Raw genomic sequence first — 26,558 nt, 5'->3', positions numbered from 1 at the left:
ATACTCGGGAATAAACACAGATCTTGGGGAAACGTCATGAGCGCTGCGAGCCGCTATCACGAGGTCCATGCACGGTCGCTGCAGGACCCGGAAGGGTTCTGGGCCGAGGCCGCCCGCGCGATCGACTGGATCGAGCCGGCCAAGACCATCTTCGATCCCGCGATGGGCGCCTATGGCCGCTGGTTTGCCGGGGCCGTCGTCAACACCTGCTACAATGCGCTCGACCGTCACGTCGCCGCCGGCCGCGGCGATCAGCTGGCGCTGATCCACGATTCGCCGCTCACCGGCTCGGTCACGAAGCTCACTTATGCCGAGATGCTGAAGGAGGTGCAGACGCTCGCCGCGATCATGCAGGATTTCGGCGTGGCCAAGGGCGACCGCGTCATCCTCTATATGCCGATGGTGCCGGAGGCCATGGTGGCGATGCTCGCCTGCGCGCGCATCGGCGCGGTGCATTCGGTGGTGTTCGGCGGCTTCGCCGCCAAGGAGCTCGCCACCCGCATCGACGACGCCACGCCGAAGCTCGTGCTGTCGGCGAGCTGCGGCATCGAGCCCGGCCGCATCGTGCAGTACAAGCCGCTGCTCGACCAGGCGATCGAGCTCGCCGACAACAGGCCCAAGGCCTGCATCGTCCTGCAGCGTCCCGAGCATGTCTGCGAGCTCAAGCCCGGCCGCGACTACGACTGGGCGGCGCTGCGCAAATCCGCGCTCGCCAATGGCAAGCTGGCACCATGCGTGCCGGTGCTGGCGACCGATCCGCTCTACATCCTCTACACGTCCGGCACGACCGGCAAGCCGAAGGGCGTGGTGCGGGACAATGGCGGGCACCTCGTCGCGCTGAAATGGTCGATGGAGAATCTCTACGGCATCAAGCCGGGTGAGGTCTGGTGGTGCGCCTCCGACATCGGCTGGGTGGTCGGCCACAGCTACATCATCTACGGCCCGCTGATCCATGGCGCGACCTCGGTAATGTATGAGGGCAAGCCGGTCGGAACGCCCGATGCCGGCGCGTTCTGGCGCGTCATCAGCGATCACAAGGCGGTCGCTCTGTTCACCGCGCCCACGGCATTCCGCGCCATCCGCAAGGAGGATCCGGAAGGCACTTTCCTGCGCAAATATGATCTATCGCATTTCCGCACCCTGTTCCTGGCCGGCGAGCGCGCCGATCCGCCGACGGTGGAATGGGCCGAGCAGCAATTGAAGGTGCCGGTGATCGACCACTGGTGGCAGACCGAGACCGGCTGGTGCATCGCCGGCAATCCGGTGGGCATCGGGCTATTGCCGGTCAAGCACGGCTCGCCGACGGTTCCTATGCCGGGCTACCAGGTCGACATCGTCGACGAAGCCGCCAAGCCCGTGCCCGCCAACACGATGGGCTCGATCGTGATCAAGCTGCCGATGCCGCCGGGCTGCCTGCCGACCTTGTGGCAGCAGGAGGAGCGCTTCAAGGAATCCTATCTCAGCGAATTCCCCGGCTACTACAAGACCTCCGATGCCGGCTACAAGGACGAGGACGGCTATATCTTCGTGATGGGCCGCACCGACGACATCATCAATGTCGCCGGCCACAGGCTGTCGACCGGCGGCATGGAAGAGATATTGGCGTCGCATCCCGACGTCGCGGAATGCGCCGTGCTCGGCATCAAGGATGCGATCAAGGGCGAGGTGCCCTGCGGCTTCATCGTGCTCAAGGCCGGCGTCTCGCGCAGCCCGTCGCAGATCGAAAAGGAGATCGTGGCGCTGGTGCGCGACAAGCTCGGACCGGTCGCCGCGTTCAAGCTCGCCATCACCGTCGGCCGGCTGCCGAAGACGCGCTCCGGCAAGATCCTGCGCGGCACGATCAAGAAGATCGCCGACGGCGAGCAATGGAGCATGCCGGCCACGATCGAGGATCCCAAGGTGCTCGAGGAAATCGGCGAGGCACTGAAGAGCCGGGTGTAGCGTCACGCTGCTCAGGTCACCGGGCGGCGCGGGTCACTCTCAAGCCTCTCCATGAACACGCAAACAGCGTGTTCATGGTCCCGTATGCAGCGGCCGCTCCGTCGCTTGCCCCTCATGGTGAGGAGCGCCGACAGGCGCGTCTCGAACCATGAGGCTGCAGTGGGGGCCTCGCCTTCGAGACGCCCGCCTCTGGCGGGCTCCTCAGGGTGAGGAGCACAAGTTGCACTCGAACACGGCTCTGCCCTGGAGCATCATGAGGCGTCGACATCCGCGCCCTCGGGCTTGACCCGGGCGCCCATTGTCGTCAAGCAACGGGCCGGACCGCCCGATTGACGAGAATGGAACGTTCGATGCGACAGACCTCCGCCCGCCTGGCCCTGGTGCTGATGGCCGTGCTTTCGCTCTCGGCCTGCGCCTCGCGCAACCAGGGTCCTGCGGTGGCGCTCGGCAATGACGATGATGATGCGGTCTGTCAGGCCGGCGGCAAGGTCGCGCCGGGCTCCGCCGAATATGTCGCCTGCCGCAAGGATCGCGACGTGCAGCGGCAGCGCGCCGAGGCGCGTGCCGACCGCCGGCAGCGCGATCTCGGCGAATACATGATGAACCATCCCGACCGGCCCTGAGCGCCAGTGCAAGCGCCTCTCATGGCCCGTGACTTCGATGCAACAGTTGCGTGACATCGGCGCTGCAACAATGCCGATTGATTGAGATCAAATCCAAGCCCATGGCGTCCCTGCCACACCTGTGACCGCAAGGCGCGGCCGTGCCCGCGCAAACGTTGCTCAAGGGTGGTTATGGGGACCTCGATGAACAGAATCTTGAAACTCTCGTCATCGCTGCTGGTGCTGGCGGCGATCTGCGGAGCCATGGGCTCGGCGCAAGCAGCCGACCTGCAGGCGGCGCCGGTCTATACCAAGGCGCCGGTGGTCGAGGCGTGGAATCCGTGGATGCTCCGTGTCCGCGCGCTGGGTGTGCTGCCGGATGCTGGCGGCTCCACCGTGAACGTGACCGGCGTGCCGGCCCTGTCGTCGCCGAACTCCGGCCTGTCGATCTCCAACTCGGTCGTGCCCGAGCTCGACATCAGCTACTTCTTCACCAGGAACATCGCGGCCGAGCTGATTCTCGGCGTCACCCGGCATTCCATCGGCGGCACCGGCTCGCTCGACGGCCTCAACATGGGCAAGGCTTGGCTGCTGCCGCCGACGCTGACCCTGCAATATCACTTCACCGATTTCGGCGCGTTCAAGCCGTATGTCGGCGCGGGCGTGAACTACACGGTCTTCTTCAACCAGAGCGCCGCGAACCAGGTCTGGAACGGCCTTGCCGTCACCAACCTGCACATCTCCAACCAGTGGGGCGCCGCGGTCCAGTTCGGCTTCGATTACATGCTCGACAGGCACTGGGGCCTGAACGTCGACGTCAAGAAGCTGTGGCTGCAGCCGAACTACTCGGCGACCGTCAACGGCGCAATTCCGGTCACCGGCCGCGCCAACATCGATCCGTGGCTGGTCGGCGTCGGCGTCACCTACAAGTTCTGATTTGTCGCGTTCCTCCCAAGACTGCATGGCGCCGGCATCCCCGGCGCCATTTTTTTGGGGGAGAATTGCTGCTGGCTAGTTTTGAGTTTGGCTGGAGCTCGCGCCTCCCCCACCGCTGTCGTCCCGGCCTTGAGCCGGGACCCATACGCCGCGGCGGGAATGAAGGACGAGGCGCTGAGCCACGACCGGCTTGGGCGGTTCCGCAAGCCTGTGGTTATGGGTCCCCGCGTTCGCGGGGACGACACCGATGATTGTGGCAGGCGCTGTTGATGGCCGATAGAGATGGACGCCCGCGCGTCCTACTCTTCGTCCTCGTCCTGCTTCTTGCCGCCGATGGTCTTGAGCTTGGCGAACACGGCGTCGACGTTGAGATCGTCCTCGTCGCGGCCCGCCGGCTCGTACTCGTCCTTGCGGGTGGTCTCGGAGGCCGGCAGCAGGGTGGCGCCGCTGTAATTGGCGTCGAGCGGCTTTTCCTTGGCGGCGCGCTGGACCTCGAAGTCGAGCTCGATCTGCGAGCACAGGCCGAGCGTCACCGGATCCATCGGCGTCAGCGTCTGCGCGTTCCAATGGGTGCGGTCGCGCACGCTGGCGATCGTGGTCTTGGTGGTGCCGACCAGGCGCATGATCTGGGCGTCCTTGAGCTCGGGATGGTTCCGCACCAGCCAGAGGATGGCGCTCGGGCGCTCGTGGCGGCGCGACACCGGGGTGTAGCGGGGGCCCTTGCGCTTGGGCTGCGGCGGCAGCACCACCTTGCTCTCCTGCAACCGCAGGCGGTAGTTCGGGTCGCGCTCGGCCTTCTCGATCTCCTCGCGGGTGAGCTGCCCGGTCGAGATCGGATCCATGCCCTTGATGCCCTGGGCGGCGTCCCCGTCGGCGATGGCGCGCACCTCGAGCGGGTGCATCTTGGTAAAATCGGCGACCTGGTCGAAGGTCAACGCAGTATTGTCGACCAGCCACACGGCAGTTGCCTTCGGCATCAGCGGGGCGTTGCTCATGGCAAATCTCCTTTGTGCTCCGCCCCGGCCCTGGGAGGCGAAACCTGTGGTCATCGGCGATGACGGGAATTGGCCCTATATAAGCCGTCCCGGGGGCGGGGCGCAATGGCCTGGAGAAAACGGCCTTGACAGCGCTCGAAAGCAGTCCCAAGTCCTACCCAAACGAGTGTCAGACCCAAGCTCTTCGCGTATCGACCGCCCCCGCTTGCCGGCCCGGGGGTCCGTGGTCGCCGAAACCAGCCCGCACAGATCAGCTCAGACCAGCCCCATGGCAGCCAAACCAGACCTCAAAATCGTGCTTTGCTCGCCGCGCGGCTTCTGCGCCGGCGTGGTGCGCGCCATCGACACCGTGGAACGGGCGCTCGCCATCTATGGCGCCCCGGTCTATGTCCGCCACGAGATCGTGCACAACAAATACGTCGTCGACAGCCTGAAGACCAAGGGCGCCATCTTCGTCGAGGAGCTGGCGGAGATTCCCGACAGTACCAACGCACCGGTGGTCTTTTCGGCGCATGGCGTGCCGAAGTCGGTTCCCGCCGAGGCCCAGGCGCGGAACTTCTTCTCCCTGGACGCGACCTGCCCGCTGGTGACCAAGGTCCACCGTGAGGCCGCGATCCATTTCAAGCGCGGCCGCGAGATCCTGCTGATCGGCCACTCGCACCATCCGGAGGTGGTCGGCACGGTCGGCCAGCTTCCGGCCGGCGCCGTGACCCTGATCGAGACCGCCGAGGACGCGGCGACCTTCACCCCGAAGGACCCGGACAACCTCGCCTTTGTCACCCAGACCACGCTGTCGATCGACGACACCAAGGACATCGTCGCGATCCTCAAGGGCCGGTTCCCGAACATCTCGGGCCCGCACAAGGAGGACATCTGCTACGCCACCACCAACCGCCAGCTGGCGGTCAAGAAGGTGGCCCCGGTGGTCGACGCGCTGATCGTGGTCGGTGCGCCGAACTCGTCGAACTCGCAGCGCCTGCGCGAGGTCGCCGAGCGCGAGGGCTGCCCGATTGCGGTGCTGGCGCAGCGTGCCTCGGACATCGACTGGGCGCGCTTCGAGGGCATCAAGAGCCTGGGCATCACCGCCGGTGCCTCGGCGCCGGAGGTGATCGTCGAGGAGATCATGGGTGCCTTTGCCGAGCGCTACGTGCTGCATGTCGAGACGGTGTCGGCGGCCGAGGAGAACGAGTTCTTCCCGCTGCCGCGCTCGCTGCGTCCGGAAGCGGCCGCCGAGTAAGCCGGCCGCTTGTTTTCCGCCCTCGGCGGCCTCTCGGCCTTGAACCCGGCGCCCGCATGCGCGATGAAGGGCGCAACGGGCCTGTCCGGTGATGAAGTTCGCATCGGAGAGGCGGGGGCAGGCGAACTTCGACAACTGGGATAGCGCATGGCGGTCTATACCGACGTCGCCGCCGACGAGCTTGCGGACTTCCTCAAGACCTACGACATCGGCGAATTGCTGTCCTACAAGGGCATCGCCGAAGGGGTCGAAAACTCCAACTTCCTGCTCCACACCACCAAGGGCTCCTACATCCTCACGCTGTACGAGAAGCGCGTGGCGGTGGACGACCTGCCGTATTTTCTGGGACTGATGGCGCATCTGGCCGAGCGCGGCGTGAGCTGTCCGCAGCCGGCGCGCAATCGGGACGGCGCGGTGTATTCGAGCCTGTCCGGCCGGCCCGCGGCGATCATCAACTTCCTGGAAGGCATGTGGCCGCGCAAGCCGAACGTCACCCACTGCGCCGGGGTCGGTGCGGCGCTGGCGCAGATGCACCTCGCCGGACGCGACTTTCCGCTGGTGCGCAAGAATCCGCTCTCGGTGTCCGGCTGGCGCTCGCTGTTCGCCCAGGCGGGCGACCGCGCCGACACGGTGCAGGCCGGCCTCTCCGCGCTGCTGTCGACCGAGCTCGATCATCTCTCGCGCGCATGGCCGACGGATCTGCCGGAGGGCGTCATCCATGCCGACCTGTTTCCGGACAACGTGTTCTTCCTCGGCGACAAGCTCTCGGGGCTGATCGACTTCCCGTTCTCCTGCAACGACATTCTGGCGTATGACGTCGCGATCTGTCTCAACGCCTGGTGCTTCGAGGCCGATCATTCGCTGAACGTCACCAAGGCGCGCGCCTTCTTCAACGCCTATGGCCGCGTCCGGCCGCTGTCGGAGGCCGAGCTGGAGGCGCTGCCGCTGCTGGCGCGCGGTGCTGCGATCCGCTTCCTGCTGACGCGGCTGGTGGACTGGCTCAACGTGCCGCCGGGCGCGCTGGTCAAGCCGAAGGATCCGCTGGAATACGCCCGCAAGCTGCGCTTCCATCAGAATGTCGCCAGCGTGCGCGACTATGGCATCGGCGGAGACGCGGCGTGAGCGAGCATCCGGTCGTCAGCATCTACACCGACGGCGCCTGCTCGGGGAATCCCGGGCCCGGCGGCTGGGGTGCGATCCTGCGCTTCGGCGACAAGGAGAAGGAGCTCAAGGGCGGCGAGCCGCACACCACCAACAACCGCATGGAGTTGATGGCCGCCATCTCGGCGCTGGAAGCGCTGAAGAAGTCGTGCCAGGTCGAGCTCTACACCGACAGCCAATATGTCCGGCAGGGCATCACCGGCTGGATCCATGGCTGGAAACGCAACGGCTGGAAGACCGCCGACAAGAAGCCGGTCAAGAACGCTGAGCTGTGGCAGCGGCTCGACGCCGCGCTGAAGCCGCACAAGGTCAACTGGCACTGGGTCAAGGGCCATGCGGGGCACGCCGAGAACGAGCGTGCCGACCAGCTCGCGCGCGATGGGGTGGCGATGGCGCGGATGCAGAAGAACGTGCGAGGCTGACCCGATCGCCACGGTCGATCGTCATCGATCGTGGCGTCGCCTTCTCGTCACGTCCCTCCGAGTGGGCTGCGCTCGATGGCGAAATCGTCAAGCAAGGGGGAGCTGCGGCCTCCGATCAGCGTCGCGACGAGCTCCGAGGCGAGGTAGCTGAACGTGATTCCATTGCCGCCATATCCGTAGGCGCCGTATACGTTCTTGTAGCCCGGGACGACGCCGATCAGAGGCAGCCCGTCATCGGTCGTGTCGAATGTTCCGGACCATTGATAGTCGGTATCGAGAATAGCGTGCGGCCATAGGGCCGAGAGTTCTGCAGCCAGGCGCCGCGACTTCTCCGGGATGGCATGATCACGAGCGTCCGGCTCGATGAGCTCGTCGTCGTCCTCGCCTCCGAAGATGATCCGCCCGTCCGGTGTGGTGCGGGCATAGTGATAGTCGTCGCTGGCCTCCCAGATCAGAACCTCGTCCTTCCAGAGATTCTGCGGCTGGGGCACGGTGGCAATGGCCCAGCTCGACGTCACGCGATGGATCGTCGGCTTGACGATTCGGGGGATCGCGTAGCCGGTTGCCAGCACGACGTGACGAGCCTCGATCTCGTGACCGTCGTCGAGGCCGACGGTCACCCTTGCTTTCCCGCAGTCGAAGAAGACGGCATTGCCTTGAACAAGGTGTGCGCCTCGCGACAGCGCCAGGGACAGCAGGCCGCCTGCCAACTGCACCGGGTCAGCGTCGGCGGCACCGGGGGACAGGATCGCGCCCGCTCGGGCGAAGCCGAAATTGTCGAGGAGAGTGCGGTGATCAAGGAAGATGCCGGGCAGCCCGGCTCGGGTGCGTTGCGCGAGCTCGTCACGCAAAACCCTCGAGTCGTCATCGCGCGCAAGATAGAGCGACTGGCGGGCCCGCAATTCACCGGGCAGCGTCCGCTCCGAGATCTGGCGCTTCAATTCCGTCACCGCGCGCAGGCTGGCCTGATAGCATCGCGCGGCGCGGTCGAAGCCGATCAGCGACCCAAGCTGCCCGAGTGGTCGATCGATTTCCCACAGCAGCATGGCGGTGCTGGCGGCCGTGCTGCCGCGGCAGGGCTGCTCGCGATCAATCAGGACGACGTCGTGCCCTTCGCGGGTGAGCCGTTCAGCCATCATCGCGCCGGTAATTCCGGCGCCGACGATCAGGACGTCGCAGCGAAAACTCGCGACACCGGCCGCCGTCGGAAACGACGGTACATCCGGCCAGGGCGGCCTGACGCTCCGGACGTCGTCCTGCTGCATTTGTTGCGGCTGATCGTTGAAGATGTCGACCTCCCGGCGAACTGAGGAACCGGCCTCTCTAACGCCGTCATGCAACTTCGGTTCGGCGCAAAATGTCTTCGCGAGGTCACTTCCGAGGCGGTCCATTGCGCGGCCTTTCCCCGGTCGACGGCCGAGCGTGGAGGGCCGGGCTGGGACGTCGACAGCGCGCAAAAAGCAAGGGCCGGGAGAGATTCCCCCGGCCCTTCGCCGCATATCCTGGACTTATCCGTTGGAGTCGGCCGCTCCTAGCGCCTTGACGGTCGAATCCGGATCGAGCCGTCCAGCGCGCCTGATCGCCGTCACAGCTGCCCGAGCAGCGTGTCGCCGCCGGAGACCTCGACCTTGCCCGGGGCGGCTTCGAGGTTCAGCTTGGTGACCGTGCCGTCCTCGACCAGCATCGAGTAGCGCTTCGAGCGGATGCCGAGGCCGGCGCCGGACGCGTCGAGCTCCATGCCGATCGCCTTGGTGAACTCGGCATTGCCGTCGGCCAGGAACACGGCCTCGTCGCGCTGGTCGGTGTCGCGCTTCCAGGCGTTCATCACGAAGGCGTCGTTGACCGAGACGATCGCGATGGTGTCGACGCCCTTGTCCTTCATCGCATAGGCGTTGAGGAAGATGCTGGGCAGATGCATCTTGTGGCAGGTGCCGGTGTAGGCGCCGGGCACCGCGAACAGCGCGACCTTCTTGCCCTTGAAGATGTCGTCGGTGGTTTTGACCTGCGGGCCTTCGCCGGTCATGACGCGGAATTGGGCCTGCGGCAGCTTATCGCCAACCTTTATGGTCATTCGAGTTACTCCTTCCCCTGGATGTGTCTTGGATCTGTCTTGCGCGGTGCGCGCTACACTATTCGGCAGGCCGGAAACGGCAACGGCCCGCCGCGATCACGACTCCGTCATCGCACAACGCTGCCGCCCCGCCAACGGATCAGGCCGCCGCTGCCGGCTTCTTCTTCTCGTCGCGCAGCTCCCGGCGCAGGATCTTGCCGACATTGGTCTTCGGCAGCTCGGTCCTGAACTCGATCTGCTTCGGCACCTTGTAGTTCGTGAGCTGCTCGTGGCAGTGCTTGATGATGTCCTCGGAGGTGAGGTTGGGGTCCTTCTTCACCACGAACGCCTTGACGACCTCGCCGGTCTTCTCGTCCGGCAACCCGATCACGGCGGTCTCCAGCACGCCCGGATGGGTCGCGATGACCTCCTCGACCTCGTTCGGATAGACGTTGAAGCCGGAGACGAGGATCATGTCCTTCTTGCGGTCCACGATCTTGACCGAGCCGTCCGTGGCCATGACGCCGACGTCTCCGGTGCGGAAGAAGCCGTCCGCCGTCATCACCTTGGCGGTCTCGTCGGGCCTGTTCCAATAGCCTGCCATCACCTGCGGGCCCTTGGCGCAGATCTCGCCGGGTTGGCCGAGCGGCACCTCGTTGCCGTCATCGTCGCGGATCGACAGGAACGTCGAGGGCAGCGGCAGGCCGATCGTGCCGGTGAACTCGGTCGAGGTCGGCACGTTGCAGGTCAAGACCGGCGCGGTCTCCGACAGGCCGTAGCCCTCGGCGATGCTGCAGCCCGTCACCTGCTTCCACTGCTCGGCCACCGGGCGCTGCACGGCCATGCCGCCGCCGTTGGAGACCTTCAGCTTGGAGAAGTCGATCTTCTTGAAGTCAGGATGATGCAGCAGGCCGTTGTAGAGCGTGTTGACGGCCGGGAAGGTGTTGACCTGATACTTCATCAGCTCCTTGATGAAGCCGGCAATGTCGCGCGGATTGGGGATCAGCAGATTGGCGCCGCCGGCGCGCACTGCGAGCAGGAAGCAGCAAGTCAGCGCGAAGATGTGGTAGAGCGGCAGCGCGCAGACGATCAGCAGCTGATCGACATGCGGCGGCCGGTCCATGACCGGCTGCAGCCAGGCGTCGTTCTGCAGCACGTTGGCGACGACGTTGCGGTGGAGCAAGGTGGCGCCCTTGGAGACGCCGGTGGTGCCGCCGGTATATTGCAGGAAGGCGACGTCGTCGGGGCCGATGGTGGGCTTCTGGAAGCGCTTGCCGCGGCCGGCGGCGAGCGCATCGTTGAACGGCACGGCGCCCGGCAGCGAGAACGCCGGCACCATCTTCTTGAGGCGGCGGACGACGAGGTTGACGATCACGCCCTTGAAGCCGAGCAGGTCGCCCATGCTGGCGACGACGATGTGTTTGACCTGGGTGTGTCCCACCACCTGCTGCACGGTGTGGGCGAAATTCTCCAGCACGATGATCGCCTCGGCGCCGGAATCCTTGAGCTGGTGCTCGAGCTCGCGCGGCGTGTAGAGCGGGTTGACGTTGACGACGGCGTAGCCCGCGCGGAGCACCGCGGAGATCGCGATCGGATATTGCAGCACGTTCGGCATCATCAGTGCGACGCGCGCACCCTTCGCCAGACCCAGGCCCTGCAGATAGGCGCCCATCGCGACCGACATCTCGTCGAGCTCGCGATAGCTGATCGCCTTGTCCATGCAGATGAAGGCGCGGCGATCGGCGAATTTCTTGAAGCTCTCTTCCAGCAGGTCGACGAGCGACGGGTATTTGCCCGGATCGATATCGGCGGGAACGCCGGCCGGATAGTGCTTGAGCCAGATGCGCTCCATGACCCTTCCTCTCTGATCGTCTCTTGTTCGTATATCGGCAGCCGCCTCTCTGGGGCCGGCGGCGCCAATATCGAATTTCCGGCCGTTCAAGGCAAGCGGCCGGCGCGTCGATGAAAGGGGAGGTACAGGCAGTCCGGGCCGAGGGCCCGCGCCAGTTGCTGGCTGCGTCCGTATGCGCCGCGCGGGATCAGCCGTCCTTCGGCGCGGGCTTGCCGTCCGTCTTCGGCTTTGCGGCGGCCTTGGGCTTGGTGGGCTTGGGCGCGTCGGAGCCGGTTTTTTCCGCCGGTTTTCCGCCGGCTTCGTGCTTGGCGGCGACGTGGCGTGCCGCGCCCGGCTTGGCGTTCGACGGCTTGGCATCCGACGGCTTGGCCGCGGCCTTCGCATCCACATCGGTCTTGGCGGCGGTCCGGGTCGCCGGCTTGGCATCCTTGCGGGCGGCGGCGTGCGCCTTCTTGCCGCGGTGCCTGGCCGGGGTCTGCGCGTCGGCATCGGCGGCGACGGCGGCGATCAGCGCCGCGCCGGTGCGCGTCGGGCCGGTGTAGACCACGACCGGCTCGGACGGAGCGGGGGCCGCCGCCAGCAGTTCGGACGGCTTCATGGACGGCGCCTGCAGGCCGGCGAGCAGGGTGCCGCCGGTCGCTTCGCCGTCCGCACCGGCAACGGTGTCCTCGTCCTCATCGCTGGCCGGCCGGTGGCGGCGGCCGTTGCACATGTCGTCGCGCAGGTTGGGCGGCGTCGCGTCGACCGGGGCCAACTGATCGACCGTGCCCAGCGGCGACTTCAGCCAGCTCAGCTGGTTGCCGTTGAAGCCGCGGTCGAGCATCTGGATCGCGCGCACGGCGCGCATCTGTCCCGAGGAGGCGCCGAGCACCACCGCGATCAGGCGCTTGCCGTTGCGGGTCGCCGACGCCACCAGATTGTAGCCCGAGGCGCAGATGAAACCGGTCTTGAAACCGTCGGCGCCGGGATAGCGCCCGATCAGCTTGTTGAAGTTCTGCACCACGCGGCGGCCGTAGCGGATCGACGGGATGTGGACGAAGTATTCGTACTCGGGAAGATCGCGGATGATGGCGCGCGCCAGGATCGCGAGATCACGCGCCGAGGTGATCTGGCCGTCGGCAGGCAGTCCGTTCGGATTGACGTAGCTGGTCTGCGTCATGCCGAGCTTGCGGGCGGTGTCGTTCATCATCGCCGAGAAGCCGTCGATGGAGCCGCCGACGCCCTCGGCGAGCACCACCGCCATGTCGTTGGCGGACTTCACCAGCATCATCTTGAGCGCGTTGTCGACGGTGAGCTGCGTGCCCGGCCGGTAGCCCATCTTCGACGGCGACTGCGAAGCCGCGGTCGGCGAGACCGTGAACAGCGTGTCGAGCGTGATCCTGCCCTCCTTGACCGCCTTCAAGGTGACATAGGCGGTCATCAGCTTGGTGACTGATGCTGGGTACCAGGGATAGGTCGCGTTCTGCGCTTCCAGCACCTTGCCGGTGTCGGCTTCGACGAGCAGCAGCGCCTCGGCATGGGCCCAGCGCGGCGCGAGCACGAGAGCGGCAGCGAGAACGATGATCTGAAGCGGGGAATAGCGGAACAACAGGCGAAGCGTCTGCACTGGTCAGATCCGGTCCTTTGAGACCCGCCTCGCGCAGCGAGGTGGGCAAACGGGCTTTCGGGTTTCAAGCGTGTCCGGTGCCGCTTCGGTTGCGGCAGGTCGCGAACCTATACCGGCTCGACGCTGGCGAACAGAGCCCAGCCATTCAATTCCACGATGAAAGCGTCCCGCGATCAGGCCTTGACGGTGGTGCCGTCGCTGTCCGGCGCGACAAGCGACGCGCGTGCGTTCTCCTGCACCATGAACTGGGCCTTCGCGAGTTCCGCGAAATGGCCGCCCTTGGCAACGAGTTCATCGAACGTTCCGCTTTCGATCACGCGCCCGTTCTCGAACACCAGGATTCGCGTCGCATTGCGAATCGTCGAGAGCCGGTGTGCGATCACGAAGGTCGTGCGTCCCTTCATCACCTCGTCGAGCGCCGCGTTGAGCTTGGCCTCGGTGACGGCATCGAGCGCGGAGGTCGCCTCGTCGAGAATCAGGATCGGAGGATCCTTCAGGAGGGCACGCGCGATCGAGAGCCGCTGGCGCTCGCCACCGGACAGCATGCGGCCGCGCTCGCCGGCGTTGGTATCGAAGCCCTGGTCGGCACGATCGATGAAATCGAGCGCCTGGGCGCGCGCGGCGGCGGTGCGCAGCTCCTCGTCGGTCGCGTCCGGCTTGCCGACCAAAAGGTTCTCGCGGATCGAGCGATTGAACAGCAGCGCCTCCTGGAACACGACGCCGATGTTCCTGCGCAGTGCCGCGAGCTTCAATCCGCGGACGTCCATGCCGTCGATCCTGATGAAGCCGGATTGCGGATCGAAGGCGCGATGCAAGAGTGCAATCGCGGTCGACTTGCCGGCGCCGGTCGGTCCGACCAGCGCGATGGTCTGGCCGGGCAGCGCGGTGAAGGTGAGGTCCTCCACCGCCGGACGCTTGCCGTCATAGGAGAACGAGACGTCGTTGAATTCGACCAGGCCCGAGAGCCGGCCGACCTCGATCGCGTCGGGGCGGTCGCGCACGGCCGGCACCGCATCGAGCACGGTGAAGAACTCGGCCAGCCGTGGCGCCTCCATGAACACGTTGTTGATGAAGGAAACGACCTGCTCGAGCTTCTGGATCAGCATGGTCGCGAACGACACGAACATCACGATCTCGCCCACGGACGTCAGCCCGGCCTGATGCAGGGCGATGCCCAGCGTGAAGATCGCGAGCACGGTGATGGTGGTCGAGGCACGCGTGATGACCGTCACCAGCGCCCACCAGCCGAGCACCGGCATCTGCACCGACAGCAATTGTCCGGCCACGGTGCGCAGGCCCTGCACCTCGGCATCGATGCGCACGAAGCTCTGCACCAGCGCGACGTTGCCGAGCGCGTCGGAGGCACGCGCCGACAGGTCGCTGTAATGCTCCTCGACCTCGCTCTGCATGCCGTAGGTCTTGCGCACGACCAGGGTCGTCAGCACGGTGAACACCACGCACAGCACGAACAAGAGGATCGCGAGCCGCCAGTTCAGATAGAGCGACAGCGGCAGCAGCACCAGCACCGACATGATCGCGGCGAAGTGCTCGCGGAAGAACGACAGCCACAGCTTCCACAGCGCGTCGGTGCCGTTGATCATCACCTTCATCAGCCGGCCGGAATGGGTGCCGGAATGGAACGTCAGCGGTAGCTGCAAGATGTGCTCGAAATAGCTCGTCAGCACCGCATGGCGCTGCCGGTGCGCCAGCCGGTCGGCCTGCAGCGCGACCCAGGCGCTGGCCAGTATCGTGAACAGCCCGAATCCGGCCCAGGCCGCGAGCAGCGGCCAGGCGGTGCTGGTCGAGGCGTTGCCCGAGAGCGAGTCGACAATGCGTCCGAACAGCACCGGCTCGGCGAACTGCGCCACCGCCAGCGCCAGGTTGGCGATCGCGAGAAACCAGCCGAGCCGCGCCTCCTTTCCGAGCAGATGGAGCACGCGGGCATAGATGCGGAGCAGGGACATGGGCGGGGCGCTTCGTGTCGGCAGTTGGAATCAGCGCTGGGCGCGCGGCGCCATGTTAGCAAGGGAACGGCCGCCGCGGCGAGCGCTCAGTTGACCAGCCGGCTGTCGGCGGGCGGCAGGAAGCTGTCGTCGAAGATGTCGGCGGGTTGCGGACGCTTGTGGTGGAATTTGCCGTCCTCGGCGAGTTGGTCGAGGGCCCGCTCGAACCGGGCGGGATCGATGCCGCCGATGCCATCGCGTCGGACGTCCGGCGTCAGCACGTTGTCGACGAGCACGCTCTGCAGCCGCTGCAGCTCGAGCTCGCGGGAGCCGTCATCCATCCGGCCCACCACGTCGGCGATCGCGCCGGCAGGGTCCTTGATGGCAAGCTGGAGGCCCGACGTCAGCGCGCGCAGGAAGCCCTTCACGGCAGCCGGCTGCTTGGCCGCAAAGCCGGGATTGACGATCACCGCATGGCCATAGGCCTCGCAGCCATAATCAGCGAAGCGCAGCACCGCGAGATCGGCGGCGGGCACCCCGCGGTCGCGCAGATTGATCGCCGAGAGATACGAGAAGCCGCTGACGGCATCGACCTGGCCGGCCGACAGGATCGGCTCGCGCACGGCCGCGCCGACGCGCGACAGCTTGATGGTCTCGGGCCTGAGGTGGTTGTGCCTCACGACCGCCGGCCACAGCCGGATCGAGAGGTCGCCCTCGGCGACGCCGAGCGTTTTGCCTTCGATGTCGCCGAGCCCGTTGATGCCGCGACTCCTGCGCGCGATGATCGCGTAAGGCGCCCTGTTGAACAGCACGAACACGGCCTTGACCGGCTGGCTGTTCGACGCGTCGCGATAGCGGATCAGCTCGTTGATGTCGGCGAGCGCCATGTCGGCCTCGCCGGAAGCGACCCGCGCGATCGCATCGGGAGAGCCCTTGGCCGTGGTGATGGTGACCGTCACGCTTTCGGTGGCAAACAGCCCGCGGCTGGCGGCGAGGACCAGTGGCGCCATGCTGCCATCGAGCGGCCGATCCAGCGCGAACATGACGGCGACCGGACGTTTCGGCTCCTCCGCCGCAGCTTCCTGTCGCGACAGGCATGAGGGCACGACGACGACGGCGAGGAACGCCAAAGCAAGCAGGGTGAGGGATCGTCGCATGCGCATCATGTCACGCCGGTATTCGCAGGCCGTACCGGTCTTGTCACGCCGGTATTCTAATCAGTTCGCCGGCCGTCGCGGGATCGAGCCGCGGGATCGTCATGTCAATTTCGTGACAACGTCGCTGTCTCGCTGCCCGCTCGGGGCAGGCGGTGCCTGATCATGTCGGATCGAATGTGAATGGTCCATGAGCAAGGCCTGCGGCGATTTGCGGCTTCGACTCCGGGTTTCGCGAGGGGAACTGTGGGCGCAGTTCGCGAGTTGATACGCGAGATTGGATCGTACGGAGAAAACACATGATCGCACAGCGCGGAAGTTTTTCCCGCTTTGGCCGTGCTACCGTCCTGGCGACGGTGGCCGCGGTGACTTTGACGGCCGTGCAGCCGACACTCGCCTTTGCCGGCTCCGCGCCGGCCGAGAAGGGCGTCGTCGCCAAGACGGCCAATGATGGCGGCCTGACCGATGTCAGCGCGCGCCGGCGCCACTATCGCGGCAATGGCGGTGCGGCGGCTGCGGCTGCCTTTGCCGGCATCGTCGGCACCGGCCTCGCCATCGCGGCGGCGCAGAACCGCCGTTCCTACTACGAGGACAACTATTACTATGGCCGGCCGGCCTATTACGGCTACGGGCCGCGCTATCAGTATTACGGCGGCGGCCCCTATTACGGTGGCGGCTATCATCATCACCCGCATTGGTGATGTGAGATCGGATGAGACGATCCGCCGGCCCCGTGCCGGCGGATTTTTTCTTGCCTGCTGCGAACGTTAATATGCGGGCCATCGATTTTAACTAGTGTGGCGAGATGACTGATTCGATCGATCGGCTCTATCGCGCTGTCCTGGCGGCCAGGGATCTCGACCCCGCGCGATCGCGCACGGCCAAGCTGATGCAGCAGGGCACGGCCAAGATGGCCAAGAAGCTCGCCGAAGAGGCGATCGAGGTCGCGATCGATGCCGTCGGCGGCGACGCCCAGGCCGTGGTGCGCGAAAGCGCCGACCTGATCTACAATCTGGCCGTGCTGTGGGCCGAGCTCGATGTCCAGCCCGAGGACGTCTGGCGCGAGATGGAACGGCGCGAGCTGATGCTCGGCATCGCCGAGAAGCTGCCGAAATCGCCCGCGAAGGTCGCCAAGGCCGCGCCCGGACGGGTGGCGGGGCGACCGATCGTCGCGGCCGACCGGACGATCCGCAAGCGGCACTAGTGTGGCGGTCCGATTCGGACCGGCATATGGGCCATGGACAAATCCTGCCCGGTTTGCTTCATCGCCACCATGCTCAGACGGATCTACGACTGGTGTATCGACGCCGCCCACAAGCCGCATGCCATGTGGATCATGGCCGCGGTCGCCTTCGCTGAAAGCTCGTTCTTTCCGGTGCCGCCGGATGTGATGCTGATCCCGATGTCGCTGGCGAAGCCGCAGCGGGCCTGGCTGTTCGCCGGCGTCTGCACCGCGGCCTCGGTGGCGGGCGGCCTGGTCGGTTATGCCATCGGCGCGCTGCTCTACGACTCCCTCGGCCATTGGCTGATCCAGCTCTACGGCCTCGGCGACAAGGTCGAGGCGTTCCGGGCGTCCTATGCCGAGTGGGGCGCCGTCATCATCCTGCTGAAGGGATTGACGCCGATCCCCTACAAGCTGGTCACGATCACGTCGGGCTTCGCCGGCTATAATCTGTTTCTGTTCATCGTCTGCTCGATCATCGCGCGCGGCGGCCGCTTCTTCATCGCCGCGATATTGCTCAACCGCTATGGCGAATGGATCAGGGTGCGCATCGAGAAACATCTCGGCCTGTGGGTGGCGATCGGCGCGGCCGTGCTGGTGGCCGGCTTCGTCATTGCCGTGAAGCTGATCTGATGCGCCCGTTGCGCCCGGGGCAGGGGGCGGCGGGGGCGGCGCTTCTGGTCGTCGTCTCGGTTCTCTCTGCCGTCGCGGCATGGGCGCAAACGACGCCTTCCTTGGGGCTGCGAGAAGCGCCGCAACAGCCACCGCAGCAGGCGCCTGCCGTCCAGCCTGCGCCGCCCTCCAATCCGGGTCTGGTGGAGGAGCTTGGCAAGCTGTTCGAGAAGATGTCGATCATTCCGCTGAAACCTTCGGGCGATGCCCGCGCCGAGCCGCCGGCGGCCGGCAGCGATCCCACCGGCGCTGCCGCGGATCCGCCCGCCGCGACCCCGGTGCAGCCCACTGGCCCGGTCGCGCCGAAGGGCGGCGCCGACACCAAAGACGTGCTGAAGGAGACCGGCGAGACCTTGTCGCGCCTCGCCAAGCCCTCGAGCATGATCACCGGCCGCTCGGTCTGCCCGATTGCCACCAACGGCACACCGGATTGCAAGCTCGGCGCCGACCGGCTGTGCCAGGGCAAGGGCTACAAGGACGGCAAGAGCCTCAACACCGACTCGGCGGAGACCTGCTCGGCCAGGGTGCTGATCCCGGGCCGGCAGCGCAAGCCGGGCGACTGCCGCACAGATACCTTCGTCACCTCGGCGCTCTGCCAATGACGCCTGCATGCCAGCGCCTCAACGCAAGACCGTGATCGGGCTTTTCCGGTCCCTCTGCGGGCGAATTGCCATCACGGCTTGATGTCGGGCATGCTCGCGATCACGAGCGTCTCCGCATTTCACAACGAGGAATTCCCATCCATGTCCATGCCCGCCTTGTTCAAGGGCCGCCTGTCGATCCCGGTGATCGGCTCGCCGCTGTTCATCATCTCCGTGCCCGACCTGGTGATCGCGCAGTGCAAGGCCGGCGTGGTCGGTTCGTTTCCGGCGCTGAACGCGCGGCCGGCCGCGCTGCTCGACGAATGGCTGGCGCGCATCACGGAAGAGCTCGCCGCCTATGACCGGGCGCATCCGGAACGCCCGTCGGCGCCGTTCGCCGTCAACCAGATCGTGCATCGTTCCAACAACCGGCTCGAGCAGGATCTCGCGCTGTGCGAGAAGTACAAGGTGCCGATGATGATCACCTCGCTCGGCGCGCGCGAGGAGCTGAACCAGGCGGCGCATGCCTGGGGCGGCATCGTCTTCCACGACGTCATCAATCAGTTCTTCGCCCACAAGGCGATCGAAAAGGGCGCCGACGGCCTGATCCTGGTCGCGGCCGGCGCCGGTGGCCATGCCGGCACGATCTCGCCGTTTGCCTTCGTGGCGGAGACCCGGAGCTGGTTCGACGGCCCCATCGCGCTGTCCGGCGCGATCGCGAACGGCCGCGCCATCCGCGCCGCGCGCGTCCTCGGCGCCGACTTCGCCTATATCGGCTCGGCCTTCATCGCCACCAAGGAGGCGAACGCCGTCGAAAGCTACAAGGACATGATCACCAAGTCCGGCGCCGACGACATCGTCTATTCGAACCTGTTCACCGGCGTGCACGGCAACTACCTGAAGCCGTCGATCGTCGCCGCCGGCCTCGATCCGGACAACCTCCCGACCTCCGATCCGTCGAAAATGAGCTTCGGCACCGATACCTCGGGCGAGCGCGCCAAGCCGAAGGCCTGGAAGGAGATCTGGGGATCGGGGCAGGGCATCGGCGCCATCAAGGACGTGCTGCCCGCCGCCGAGCTGATTGCGCGCTTCAAGAAGGAATATGACGAAGCGATCGATCCGCCGCTCTGAGCGGCTTCGCGCCGGACAGAAGAAAAGCGCGGCAGCCAGGGCTGTCGCGCTTTTTTTTGTCGAGGCCGCAACAGAGCGGGCGAGCTACTCCAGCTCGATCGCCTGGAACTTGCCGCGCTCGTCCAGCGCGGTGCCCCAGATCTTGTGCGAGGCCTGGTGCTCGGCGCGGCCGAAGCCGAGCTTGGCGCCGAGACCGAGATCGATGTCGCGCATGTTCTCCAGCGTGTCGATCAGCGCCTCGGTGTCGAGCTGCGGGCCGACCCGGCGCAGCGCCTGGATCAGCACGTTGGCCGAGACGTAGCCCTCGAACGACACGTAGGACGGCGCCTCGCCCGGGAAGTACTTCTCCAGCGCGCTCTTGTATTCGAGCACGGCGCTCGAATAGCCGCCGACGGCCGGCACCACCTGGGTGACGATCACGCCGCTGGCATAGCGCGGGCCGAGCAGCATCAGCTCGTCGGAGAGCTCGGTCGAACCCACGAAGGAGACGTTGGTGTAGATCATGTGCGGGAACAGATCGCGCGTCTTCTCGATGAACTTCGCGGCGGCGCGATAGGTTGCCACCATGACGATCGCCTTGGGCGGGTTCTTCAACGCCCTCAGCTGGTTGACCGCGTCGTCGACGTCGACCGTGTTGCGCTTGTAGTTGAGGCGCAAGATGGACGTGTCGGCGAGACCGAGCGAGCGGAAGGCCTTGGCCACGCCGGAGAAGCCGGCATCACCATAGGCGTCCTGCTGCGCGAACACGGCAATGTCCTTGGCCGGCAGGCGGCGGAGCTTGACGAGGTAGCGCACCACGGTGTCGGTCTCTTCCGCGTAGCTGGCGCGGTAGTTGAACACGTAGCGATCCGGCGGATCGTTGCGCAGCAGGTTGGCGCCGGTGAACGCGCCGTAGAACAGCACGCGACGCTGCAGGGCGTAAGGCATCGCCACCGCAGAGGTCGGCGTGCCGACATTGCCGACGAAGCCGAACACCTTGTCCTTCTCGTAGAGCTGCTTCATCGCGTCCAGCGTCCGCGACGGCTCGTAGCCGTCGTCGGCCGAATAGAGCCGCAGCGAGCGCCCGGCGATGCCGCCGGCGTCGTTGGCGCGGTTGAAGGCGGCCTCGATGCCCATCTTCATCTGCCGGCCGAGCTCCTTGGCAGCGCCCGAGAACGGAGCGGCGATGCCGAAGCGGATCTCGTTGGCGGTGACGCCCTGGACGTTGGTGGTGGACGCCGGCGGCAGCGTCGCGGTCGGTGCCGTCGCAGCGACAGCCGCGGACGGGGCGATCACCCCGGCGAGGCTGGTGGCGGTCTGGCTCGGCGCGCTTTGCCCGAGCGAGCGCTCGAGCTCGGCGAGCTGGCGGCCCGCGGAGTTACAGTCGGTCTGAGCCGCCCCGACGCGGTTGCGTCCATCGGCGACGTAGCCGTTGAAGACGCGGGTGAGCTCGTCACGATCCGAGCCGCCGGTGGAGGCCTCCCGGATCACCTCCCGAAACTTGTCGACAATGGCCTGAACGCGGCCCTGGTCGATCGCCTGACAGGCGGATGCTGCTCCCACGATCGGCCCGACCCGGCTCGCAAGATTACGCACCACATCCGCATTGGTGCCCGCCGCGCTGGCGGGCGTTGCGAGCAATGCCGCAACCAAGAACACGCTACAACGAAAGTTCATTGCCACTATCCCACTTTGGACCCCATCCAGGTCTTCCGCCTGGTGAATTGACGCCGTGTCTGCGACGGAGAAGACATAAGACCGTCACCATGCACAGACCAGCCTTTCCTAAGAGCATGACCATTTCGGTAACCCGACACGCCTTTTTCCGATCATACTTTAGGACCTGCTAACGAAACGTCTTCACCAGTTCTTCCCCTTCGAAGCTAATTCTACTCAAGTTCGATTGCCTGATACGTGCCGGTTTCGTCGAGCGCGGTGCCCCAGATCTTGTGTGAGGCCTGGTGCTCCGCGCGTCCAAATGCGAGCGTCGTGCCGAGGCCGAGATCGAGGCTGCGCATCGATTCGAGCGTGTCGACCAGGCGCTCGGTGTCGAGCGGATTGGTCTGCTTCAGCGCCTGGATCAGAATCGTCGCCGCGATATAGCCTTCGAGAGACGTGTAGTCCGGCGCCTCGCCGGGCGCGTATTTGGCCAGGGCGTTCTTGTAGTCGAGCACGAGGCTCGAGTACCCGGAAACCGCCGGCACGCCCTGCGTCACGATGACGCCGTTGGTGAAGCGCGGGCCGAGCAGCTTGAGCTCGGTCGCGAGCGAGGTCGAGCCGACGGCGGACACGTTGGCGTAGATCAGGCCCGGCACCGCGTCGCGCGTCTTCTCGATGAACTTCGCGGCGGCGCGATCGGTCGCCACCATGATGATCGCCTTGAGTCCCGGCTTGTGCGCCTTGACCTGATTGACCGCCTCTTCCACGTCCATCGTCGCGCGCGGATAGTTGATGCGCGTCACGGTATCGCCGATGTTCAACTGTCGGTAGGCCTTGGCGACGCCGGCGAAACCGTCGTCGCCGAATGGGTCCTGCTGGGTGAACACGGCGATCTGCTTGGGCGAGACGCGCTTCATCTTGATCAGGTAGCGCACCAGCGCGGCGGTCTCCTCCGCGTAGCTCGCCCGATAGTTGAAGACGTAGCGATCCGGCGGATCGCGGCGCACCACCGCCGCGCCGGTGTTAGGGGCGAAGAACAGCGTGCGCCGCTCCAGTGCATAGGGGATCGCCACCTGCGAGTTGGCAGTGCCGACGTTGCCGATGAAGCCGAACACCTGCTCCTTGTCGTAGAGCTGCGTCATCGCCGCCAGCGTGCGGTTCGGATCGTAGCCGTCGTCCGCTGCCACGAGGCGGAGCATGCGCCCGTTGACGCCGCCGGCATCGTTGGTGCGTGCGAACGCGGCCTCGATGCCCTGGCGCATCTGACGCCCGGTCTCCTTGCGGATGCCGGAGAACGGCAGGACCATGCCGAAGCGGATCTCGCGGTCGGTGATGCCGCGCACGGGGCCGGCGGTGACGGCGCCGGTCGTCGTTTCGGCCTTGACCGGTGTGATCGGGGCCGTCGCCGCAGCCGGCTCGCCGAGCGAGCGTTCGAGCTCCGTCAGTTGCCGCTCCGCGGCCGCGCAGGTCGCCTGCGAGGCGCCCGTACGACTACGGCCCTCGGCGATGTAGCCATTGAAGCTGCGGGTCAGCTGATCGCGCTCGCCGTCATTCCTCGTCGCCTGGCGGATGGCTTCGCGGAATTTGTCGACCATGCCCTGGACGCGGCCCTGCGCGATGTCCGGGCAGGCGGAGGCCTGTCCCACGATCGGCCCAACCCGGCTGCCGAGCTCCCTGACGACGTCGGGAGCCGCCGCCAGAGCGGGGCTGAAGGGAGCTGCGAAAACACTCCCGATGATCAACGTGGACCAACGCACGGCCATCGAACCTTCCACCTGCTCAGCCTGTTTCAAACCCTCTTCGTTCTACTATTCGTGGCATTTCGAATTAATGTCGGGTTTCTCTGTCGCTCTTTTGTCGTGGTAGTCGAGGCCGTCGCGCCTCCAGCGGTATCCTATTCAAGTTCGACGGGTTGGTAGGTGCCGCTGTTGTCAAGCGCCGTGCCCCAGATCTTGTGCGAAGCTTGGTGTTCGGCGCGGCCGAAGCCGAGCTGCGTGCCGAGGCCGAGATCGACGTTGCGCATGTTCTCGAGCGTTTCGACCAGTTGCTCGGTATCGAAGTTCGGACCGGCGCGCTTCAGTCCCTCGATCAGGATGCTCGCCGCGATGTAGCCCTCGAGCGAGGTGTAGTCGGCCGGCTCGCCCGGGGCATATTTCGCAAGTGCGGTCTTGTATTCGAGCACCAGGCTCGAATAGCCGGAGACGCCGGGCACGGTCTGGCTGACGATCACGCCCTCGGCGTAGCGCGGTCCGAGCAGCATCAGCTCGCTGGCGAGCGCCGAGCCGGCAACCGCCGAGATGTTGGCGAAGATGACGCCCGGAAATACGCCCTGGGCCTTCTCGATGAACTTGGCTGCGGCACGCGTCGTTGCCAGCATCACCACCGCCTTGACCGGGGTCTTCAGCAGCTTCAGCTGATTGATGGCGTCGTCGACCTCGACCGTGTTGCGCGGATAGTTGACCCGGACGATCGAATTGTCGCTCACCCCGAGCGTTCGGAATGCCTTTGCCACGCCGGCGAAGCCCGCGTCGCCGAAGGCGTCGTTCTGCGCGAACACGACGATCTGGCGCGGATGCAGCCTTCGCATCTTCACGAGATAATGGACCAGCGCGTCGGTCTCCTCGGCATAGCTCGGCCGGTAGTTGAAGACGTAGCGGTCGGGCGGATCGTGGCGCACGACGTTGGCGCCGGTATAGGGCGCGAAGAACAGCGTGCGGCGCTCGAGCGCGTAGGGGATGGCGACCGCGGCGGTGGCCGAGCCGAAATTGCAGATATAGCCGAACACCTGCTCCCTCTCGTAGAGCTGCTTCATCGCATCCAGCGTGCGCGCGGGATCGTAGCCGTCATCGGCGGTGACGAGCTTGAGCATGCGGCCGTTGACGCCGCCGGCCTCGTTGGCGCGATTGAACGCCGTCTCGACGCCGATCTTGAGCAGTCGCCCGCTCTCCTTCACCGGTCCGCTGTAGGGAATGACCATGCCGAGCTTGATCTCGCTCTGCGTCACCCCGCGCACGTTGCCGGCCGGCGGCAGCAGTTGCGCCGGGACGGTCGCGGCCTGCGCCGTCGCAGGTCCGATGCTCACGGCAGGCAGGTTCGCGCGCGCCGGAGGCGGCGCTGCGATGGATCGTTCGAGATCGGCAAGCTGCCGGTCGGCGCCGCCGCAATCCATCCGGCCTGACGTGACGAGGCTGCGGCCTTCGGCCACATAGCGGTCGAGCAGGCGCGTCAGCTCGTCACGGTCGGCCTCGCTGGACGCGGCCTCGCGGATGACGAGCTGGAATTTCTCGATGATGGCCTGGATGCGCGGCCGGGCGATGTCGCGGCACGCGAGTGCTGCGCCAATGATCGGGCCGACGCGGCTGCCGAGCTGGCGCGCCACGCTCACACTCTCGCCGGGCGCGGCAACGGCCTCGCCGGCCACGAGGGACGCAAGCAGGATGGCTGCCACACGGGCGTGAGCCAGCGGACGGCGTGCTGCCGCTTTCTGCGGTAGGACGTCGATCATCGTCGCCTGTGAAGTGTTGGAAGCTGGATCAGTCGTAGAGGGTTAGCGAACCCGCTCCATCTGACCCGTCTTCTGGTTCCACTGCATGAACTGCTGCAGCATCGGCTTTTCGGGATTGTCGGAATCTGCCGCGGGCTCCGGAGCGTCCGCGAGCAGCGACTTGAACTGCGACAGCGCCGGGGCGGCCTGAGCCTCGACCCGCTCCGGCAGCGCGCTGGTCTGGTCCGCCTTGGCGTCCTGCACGTCGGCGGCGACCGGCGGCAGCGTCTTCATCGACTGCACGGCGGCGACGAAGGACGAGCTCGCGTCGGGCTGGCGCCACACCGGCACGATGTTGACGAAGAACAGTGCGACGACGGCGGCGACGCCGGTTGCGGCGGCGAAGCGGCCGGCCACCTTGAACACGACCGAGCGGCGGTCGCGCTCGCGCTCCAGATCCGGCGGCTCGCGCATGACCTGGGGATTCAGCGATTGGCGAAGGGATTCGAACACGGCGGTCTCCAGGCGAGCATCGAGCGGTCCTTGCTGTCCCGAAGCGGGACGCTCGGCCGCCTCCGCTGCCTTGGCATTGTCACCGACGAGAGATAGACGCGCGGCTTCCGGACGTTCGCGCAGCCACCGCGGTGCATAGTGCAGCGGGTCCTGCGGGTTCATCGGATTCTGTTCACTCAACGAACTCATACGCTACTCCTCTGACGCTCGATTCCGGTAAACTGATACGCTTCTGCCACGGTCGTATGAGAGCTAGTTTCAAACGAAGAGCGGGAGCGGTTCTGCCACTTCAGATCACACGGAATCATTTGCAGAATCAGACGTTTCGCGTCGATCAGCGATCGCACGCCAGCAGTCCCTTCCTGCAAGGCGCCGTGGCACGTTTGCCGTGCCTTGGGCGCCTCTATCGATCCCATGCCCCGCCCCCTGACGAGTGTCAATCGATCGGAACTTCCTAAAGCCGTCGGTTCCGAATTATATGTACGTTAAAGTTATCATCATGATGTGATTAAAATGAGGCATGACAGGTCTTGACGCAGATGCTCATGAATTGCGTCTCATTGATGCCAACATTGCGCCTTGATTCGATCATCATCGAACTATGTCGGGCGGGCCGCTGTCGATTTTTGAGCGGCTTAGCGTCGATTTAACCATCCGTTAACCATCTGGCGCCGACAGTTAACCAATCACTAAGAAGGGTTGGGTCGGATGGTCATGAGTGCCAGCGCTGAAACGGTGCGTCCTGTTATTCGTCTGCGCGGGCGCTCCTACGTCGCCTTCGTGTTTTCGCCGGTTGTGCCGATTGCCGATTGGCTGGCTGAGCTCGATGCAACGCTCGCGGGCTCGCCCGGCTTCTTCGTCGGCAAGCCGATCGTGCTCGATCTCTCGGCGCTGGATCTGAGCCCGCTCGCCATCACCCATCTCATCAAGAGCATCGAGTCGCGCAACATCCGCGTGCTCGGGCTCGAAGGCGTCGAGCAGGGGCGGCTGTCGCTCGGCATGCCGCCCTTGTTGTCCGGCGGCCGTCACTGCGCCGTGCAGGAGATCGAGCCGGAGAAGCCACAGCTGCAGCAGCCGACCTCGCTGCTGCTCGACCAGCCCGTACGCTCGGGCCAGTCGATCGTGTTTCCCGATGGCGACGTCACCGTGCTCGGCGCGGTGTCGTCGGGCGCCGAGATCGTCGCCGGCGGCTCGATCCACGTCTACGGCGCGCTGCGCGGCCGCGCGATGGCCGGTATCAACGGCAACGCGGCGGCGCGCATCTACTGCCAGAAGATCGAGGCCGAGCTGGTTGCGATCGACGGCTACTACCAGACCGCCGAGCAGATCGACGCCGCGTTGCGCGGCCGGGCCGTGCAGGCGCGGCTCGAAGGTCATTCCATGAAGATCGTTGCATTGAACTGAGTAGCAGGAGGATT

23 protein-coding genes are annotated in these 26,558 nt (G+C 65.9%); 12 read left to right on the top strand and 11 right to left on the bottom strand.

What is annotated here, in order from left to right:
* Positions 1 to 36: 36 nt before the first annotated feature.
* The 3 genes from ACQR10_RS24350 (at position 37) to ACQR10_RS24340 (ending at position 3,479) form a co-directional block, all read left to right on the top strand.
* On the top strand, positions 37 to 1,941 hold the full coding sequence (locus tag ACQR10_RS24350; RefSeq protein ID WP_316218049.1) for a propionyl-CoA synthetase: 1,905 nt from the start codon (positions 37 to 39) through the stop codon (positions 1,939 to 1,941).
* A gap of 350 nt (positions 1,942 to 2,291) precedes the next feature.
* A complete protein-coding gene (locus tag ACQR10_RS24345; protein WP_315804623.1) occupies positions 2,292 to 2,564 on the top strand; it encodes a hypothetical protein in 273 nt (90 codons plus the stop codon).
* Between the two features lie 183 nt (positions 2,565 to 2,747).
* The gene (locus ACQR10_RS24340) at positions 2,748 to 3,479 is read left to right on the top strand and encodes an OmpW/AlkL family protein (protein ID WP_315804622.1); all 732 of its coding nucleotides are present in this window, start codon (positions 2,748 to 2,750) and stop codon (positions 3,477 to 3,479) included.
* 299 nt (positions 3,480 to 3,778) lie between these two features.
* Here the strand turns inward: ACQR10_RS24340 and ACQR10_RS24335 are convergent, their stop codons facing one another.
* Positions 3,779 to 4,474, bottom strand: a complete 696-nt coding sequence (locus tag ACQR10_RS24335) for a DUF1013 domain-containing protein (protein ID WP_315804621.1) — start codon at positions 4,472 to 4,474, stop codon at positions 3,779 to 3,781.
* 268 nt (positions 4,475 to 4,742) lie between these two features.
* Here ACQR10_RS24335 and ispH point away from each other — a divergent pair, with 268 nt between their 5' ends.
* From ispH to rnhA, 3 genes are all read left to right on the top strand, one after another.
* Positions 4,743 to 5,711, top strand: coding sequence for a 4-hydroxy-3-methylbut-2-enyl diphosphate reductase (ispH, locus tag ACQR10_RS24330; protein WP_315804620.1), 969 nt, complete (start codon positions 4,743 to 4,745; stop codon positions 5,709 to 5,711).
* A gap of 147 nt (positions 5,712 to 5,858) precedes the next feature.
* A complete protein-coding gene (locus ACQR10_RS24325; protein ID WP_434912099.1) occupies positions 5,859 to 6,833 on the top strand; it encodes a homoserine kinase in 975 nt (324 codons plus the stop codon).
* Positions 6,830 to 7,294: a ribonuclease HI gene (gene rnhA / locus ACQR10_RS24320; protein ID WP_315736125.1), complete on the top strand. Its 465-nt coding sequence runs from the start codon at positions 6,830 to 6,832 to the stop codon at positions 7,292 to 7,294. The genes ACQR10_RS24325 and rnhA overlap by 4 nt, the downstream gene beginning before the upstream one ends.
* Before the next feature lie 47 nt (positions 7,295 to 7,341).
* Here the strand turns inward: rnhA and ACQR10_RS24315 are convergent, their stop codons facing one another.
* From ACQR10_RS24315 to ACQR10_RS24290, 6 genes are all read right to left on the bottom strand, one after another.
* On the bottom strand, positions 7,342 to 8,685 hold the full coding sequence (locus ACQR10_RS24315) for an NAD(P)/FAD-dependent oxidoreductase (RefSeq protein WP_434890848.1): 1,344 nt from the start codon (positions 8,683 to 8,685) through the stop codon (positions 7,342 to 7,344).
* 194 nt (positions 8,686 to 8,879) lie between these two features.
* Entirely contained in the window at positions 8,880 to 9,365 is a 486-nt protein-coding gene (locus tag ACQR10_RS24310) for a peroxiredoxin (protein WP_315804617.1), read from the bottom strand.
* 139 nt (positions 9,366 to 9,504) lie between these two features.
* A complete protein-coding gene (locus ACQR10_RS24305) occupies positions 9,505 to 11,196 on the bottom strand; it encodes a long-chain fatty acid--CoA ligase (protein ID WP_434912098.1) in 1,692 nt (563 codons plus the stop codon).
* Between the two features lie 187 nt (positions 11,197 to 11,383).
* A complete protein-coding gene (locus tag ACQR10_RS24300; RefSeq protein WP_434912097.1) occupies positions 11,384 to 12,802 on the bottom strand; it encodes a serine hydrolase in 1,419 nt (472 codons plus the stop codon).
* 173 nt (positions 12,803 to 12,975) lie between these two features.
* Complete coding sequence (locus tag ACQR10_RS24295; RefSeq protein ID WP_315804614.1) at positions 12,976 to 14,766, bottom strand: glucan ABC transporter ATP-binding protein/ permease; 1,791 nt, start codon at positions 14,764 to 14,766, stop codon at positions 12,976 to 12,978.
* A gap of 86 nt (positions 14,767 to 14,852) precedes the next feature.
* Positions 14,853 to 15,908 carry an ABC transporter substrate-binding protein gene (locus tag ACQR10_RS24290; RefSeq protein WP_316181107.1) on the bottom strand — a complete coding sequence of 352 codons (1,056 nt, stop codon included), beginning with the start codon at positions 15,906 to 15,908 and terminating at the stop codon, positions 14,853 to 14,855.
* A 290-nt stretch (positions 15,909 to 16,198) separates the two neighbouring features.
* Here ACQR10_RS24290 and ACQR10_RS24285 point away from each other — a divergent pair, with 290 nt between their 5' ends.
* The 5 genes from ACQR10_RS24285 (at position 16,199) to ACQR10_RS24265 (ending at position 19,505) form a co-directional block, all read left to right on the top strand.
* Positions 16,199 to 16,600, top strand: a complete 402-nt coding sequence (locus tag ACQR10_RS24285) for a hypothetical protein (protein WP_316181108.1) — start codon at positions 16,199 to 16,201, stop codon at positions 16,598 to 16,600.
* 104 nt (positions 16,601 to 16,704) lie between these two features.
* Positions 16,705 to 17,103 carry a phosphoribosyl-ATP diphosphatase gene (gene hisE, locus ACQR10_RS24280; protein WP_316181109.1) on the top strand — a complete coding sequence of 133 codons (399 nt, stop codon included), beginning with the start codon at positions 16,705 to 16,707 and terminating at the stop codon, positions 17,101 to 17,103.
* Between the two features lie 69 nt (positions 17,104 to 17,172).
* The gene (locus ACQR10_RS24275; RefSeq protein ID WP_434838203.1) at positions 17,173 to 17,754 is read left to right on the top strand and encodes a YqaA family protein; all 582 of its coding nucleotides are present in this window, start codon (positions 17,173 to 17,175) and stop codon (positions 17,752 to 17,754) included.
* A complete protein-coding gene (locus tag ACQR10_RS24270) occupies positions 17,754 to 18,395 on the top strand; it encodes a hypothetical protein (protein WP_434838046.1) in 642 nt (213 codons plus the stop codon). The genes ACQR10_RS24275 and ACQR10_RS24270 overlap by 1 nt, the downstream gene beginning before the upstream one ends.
* 141 nt (positions 18,396 to 18,536) lie before the next feature.
* Complete coding sequence (locus ACQR10_RS24265; RefSeq protein ID WP_316218039.1) at positions 18,537 to 19,505, top strand: NAD(P)H-dependent flavin oxidoreductase; 969 nt, start codon at positions 18,537 to 18,539, stop codon at positions 19,503 to 19,505.
* 84 nt (positions 19,506 to 19,589) lie between these two features.
* Here ACQR10_RS24265 and ACQR10_RS24260 read toward each other — a convergent pair whose 3' ends face one another.
* From ACQR10_RS24260 to ACQR10_RS24245, 4 genes are all read right to left on the bottom strand, one after another.
* On the bottom strand, positions 19,590 to 21,161 hold the full coding sequence (locus ACQR10_RS24260) for an ABC transporter substrate-binding protein (protein ID WP_316218038.1): 1,572 nt from the start codon (positions 21,159 to 21,161) through the stop codon (positions 19,590 to 19,592).
* Positions 21,162 to 21,373: 212 nt separating this feature from the next.
* Positions 21,374 to 22,906 (bottom strand): ABC transporter substrate-binding protein, encoded by a 1,533-nt coding sequence (locus tag ACQR10_RS24255; RefSeq protein ID WP_316218037.1) that lies wholly within the window; start codon positions 22,904 to 22,906, stop codon positions 21,374 to 21,376.
* A gap of 131 nt (positions 22,907 to 23,037) precedes the next feature.
* Positions 23,038 to 24,648, bottom strand: a complete 1,611-nt coding sequence (locus tag ACQR10_RS24250; RefSeq protein ID WP_316218036.1) for an ABC transporter substrate-binding protein — start codon at positions 24,646 to 24,648, stop codon at positions 23,038 to 23,040.
* A 42-nt stretch (positions 24,649 to 24,690) separates the two neighbouring features.
* Entirely contained in the window at positions 24,691 to 25,329 is a 639-nt protein-coding gene (locus ACQR10_RS24245) for a hypothetical protein (protein WP_315804605.1), read from the bottom strand.
* Between the two features lie 519 nt (positions 25,330 to 25,848).
* Between ACQR10_RS24245 and minC the strand changes: the two genes are divergently transcribed.
* Entirely contained in the window at positions 25,849 to 26,544 is a 696-nt protein-coding gene (gene minC / locus ACQR10_RS24240) for a septum site-determining protein MinC (RefSeq protein WP_316181120.1), read from the top strand.
* The last annotated feature ends 14 nt before the right edge of the window (positions 26,545 to 26,558 follow it).

It is taken from the genome of Bradyrhizobium sp. HKCCYLRH2060 (assembly GCF_051168135.1).
In the GTDB taxonomy this organism is placed as follows: domain Bacteria; phylum Pseudomonadota; class Alphaproteobacteria; order Rhizobiales; family Xanthobacteraceae; genus Bradyrhizobium.
This window is presented reverse-complemented; position numbering and strand designations above follow the sequence as displayed.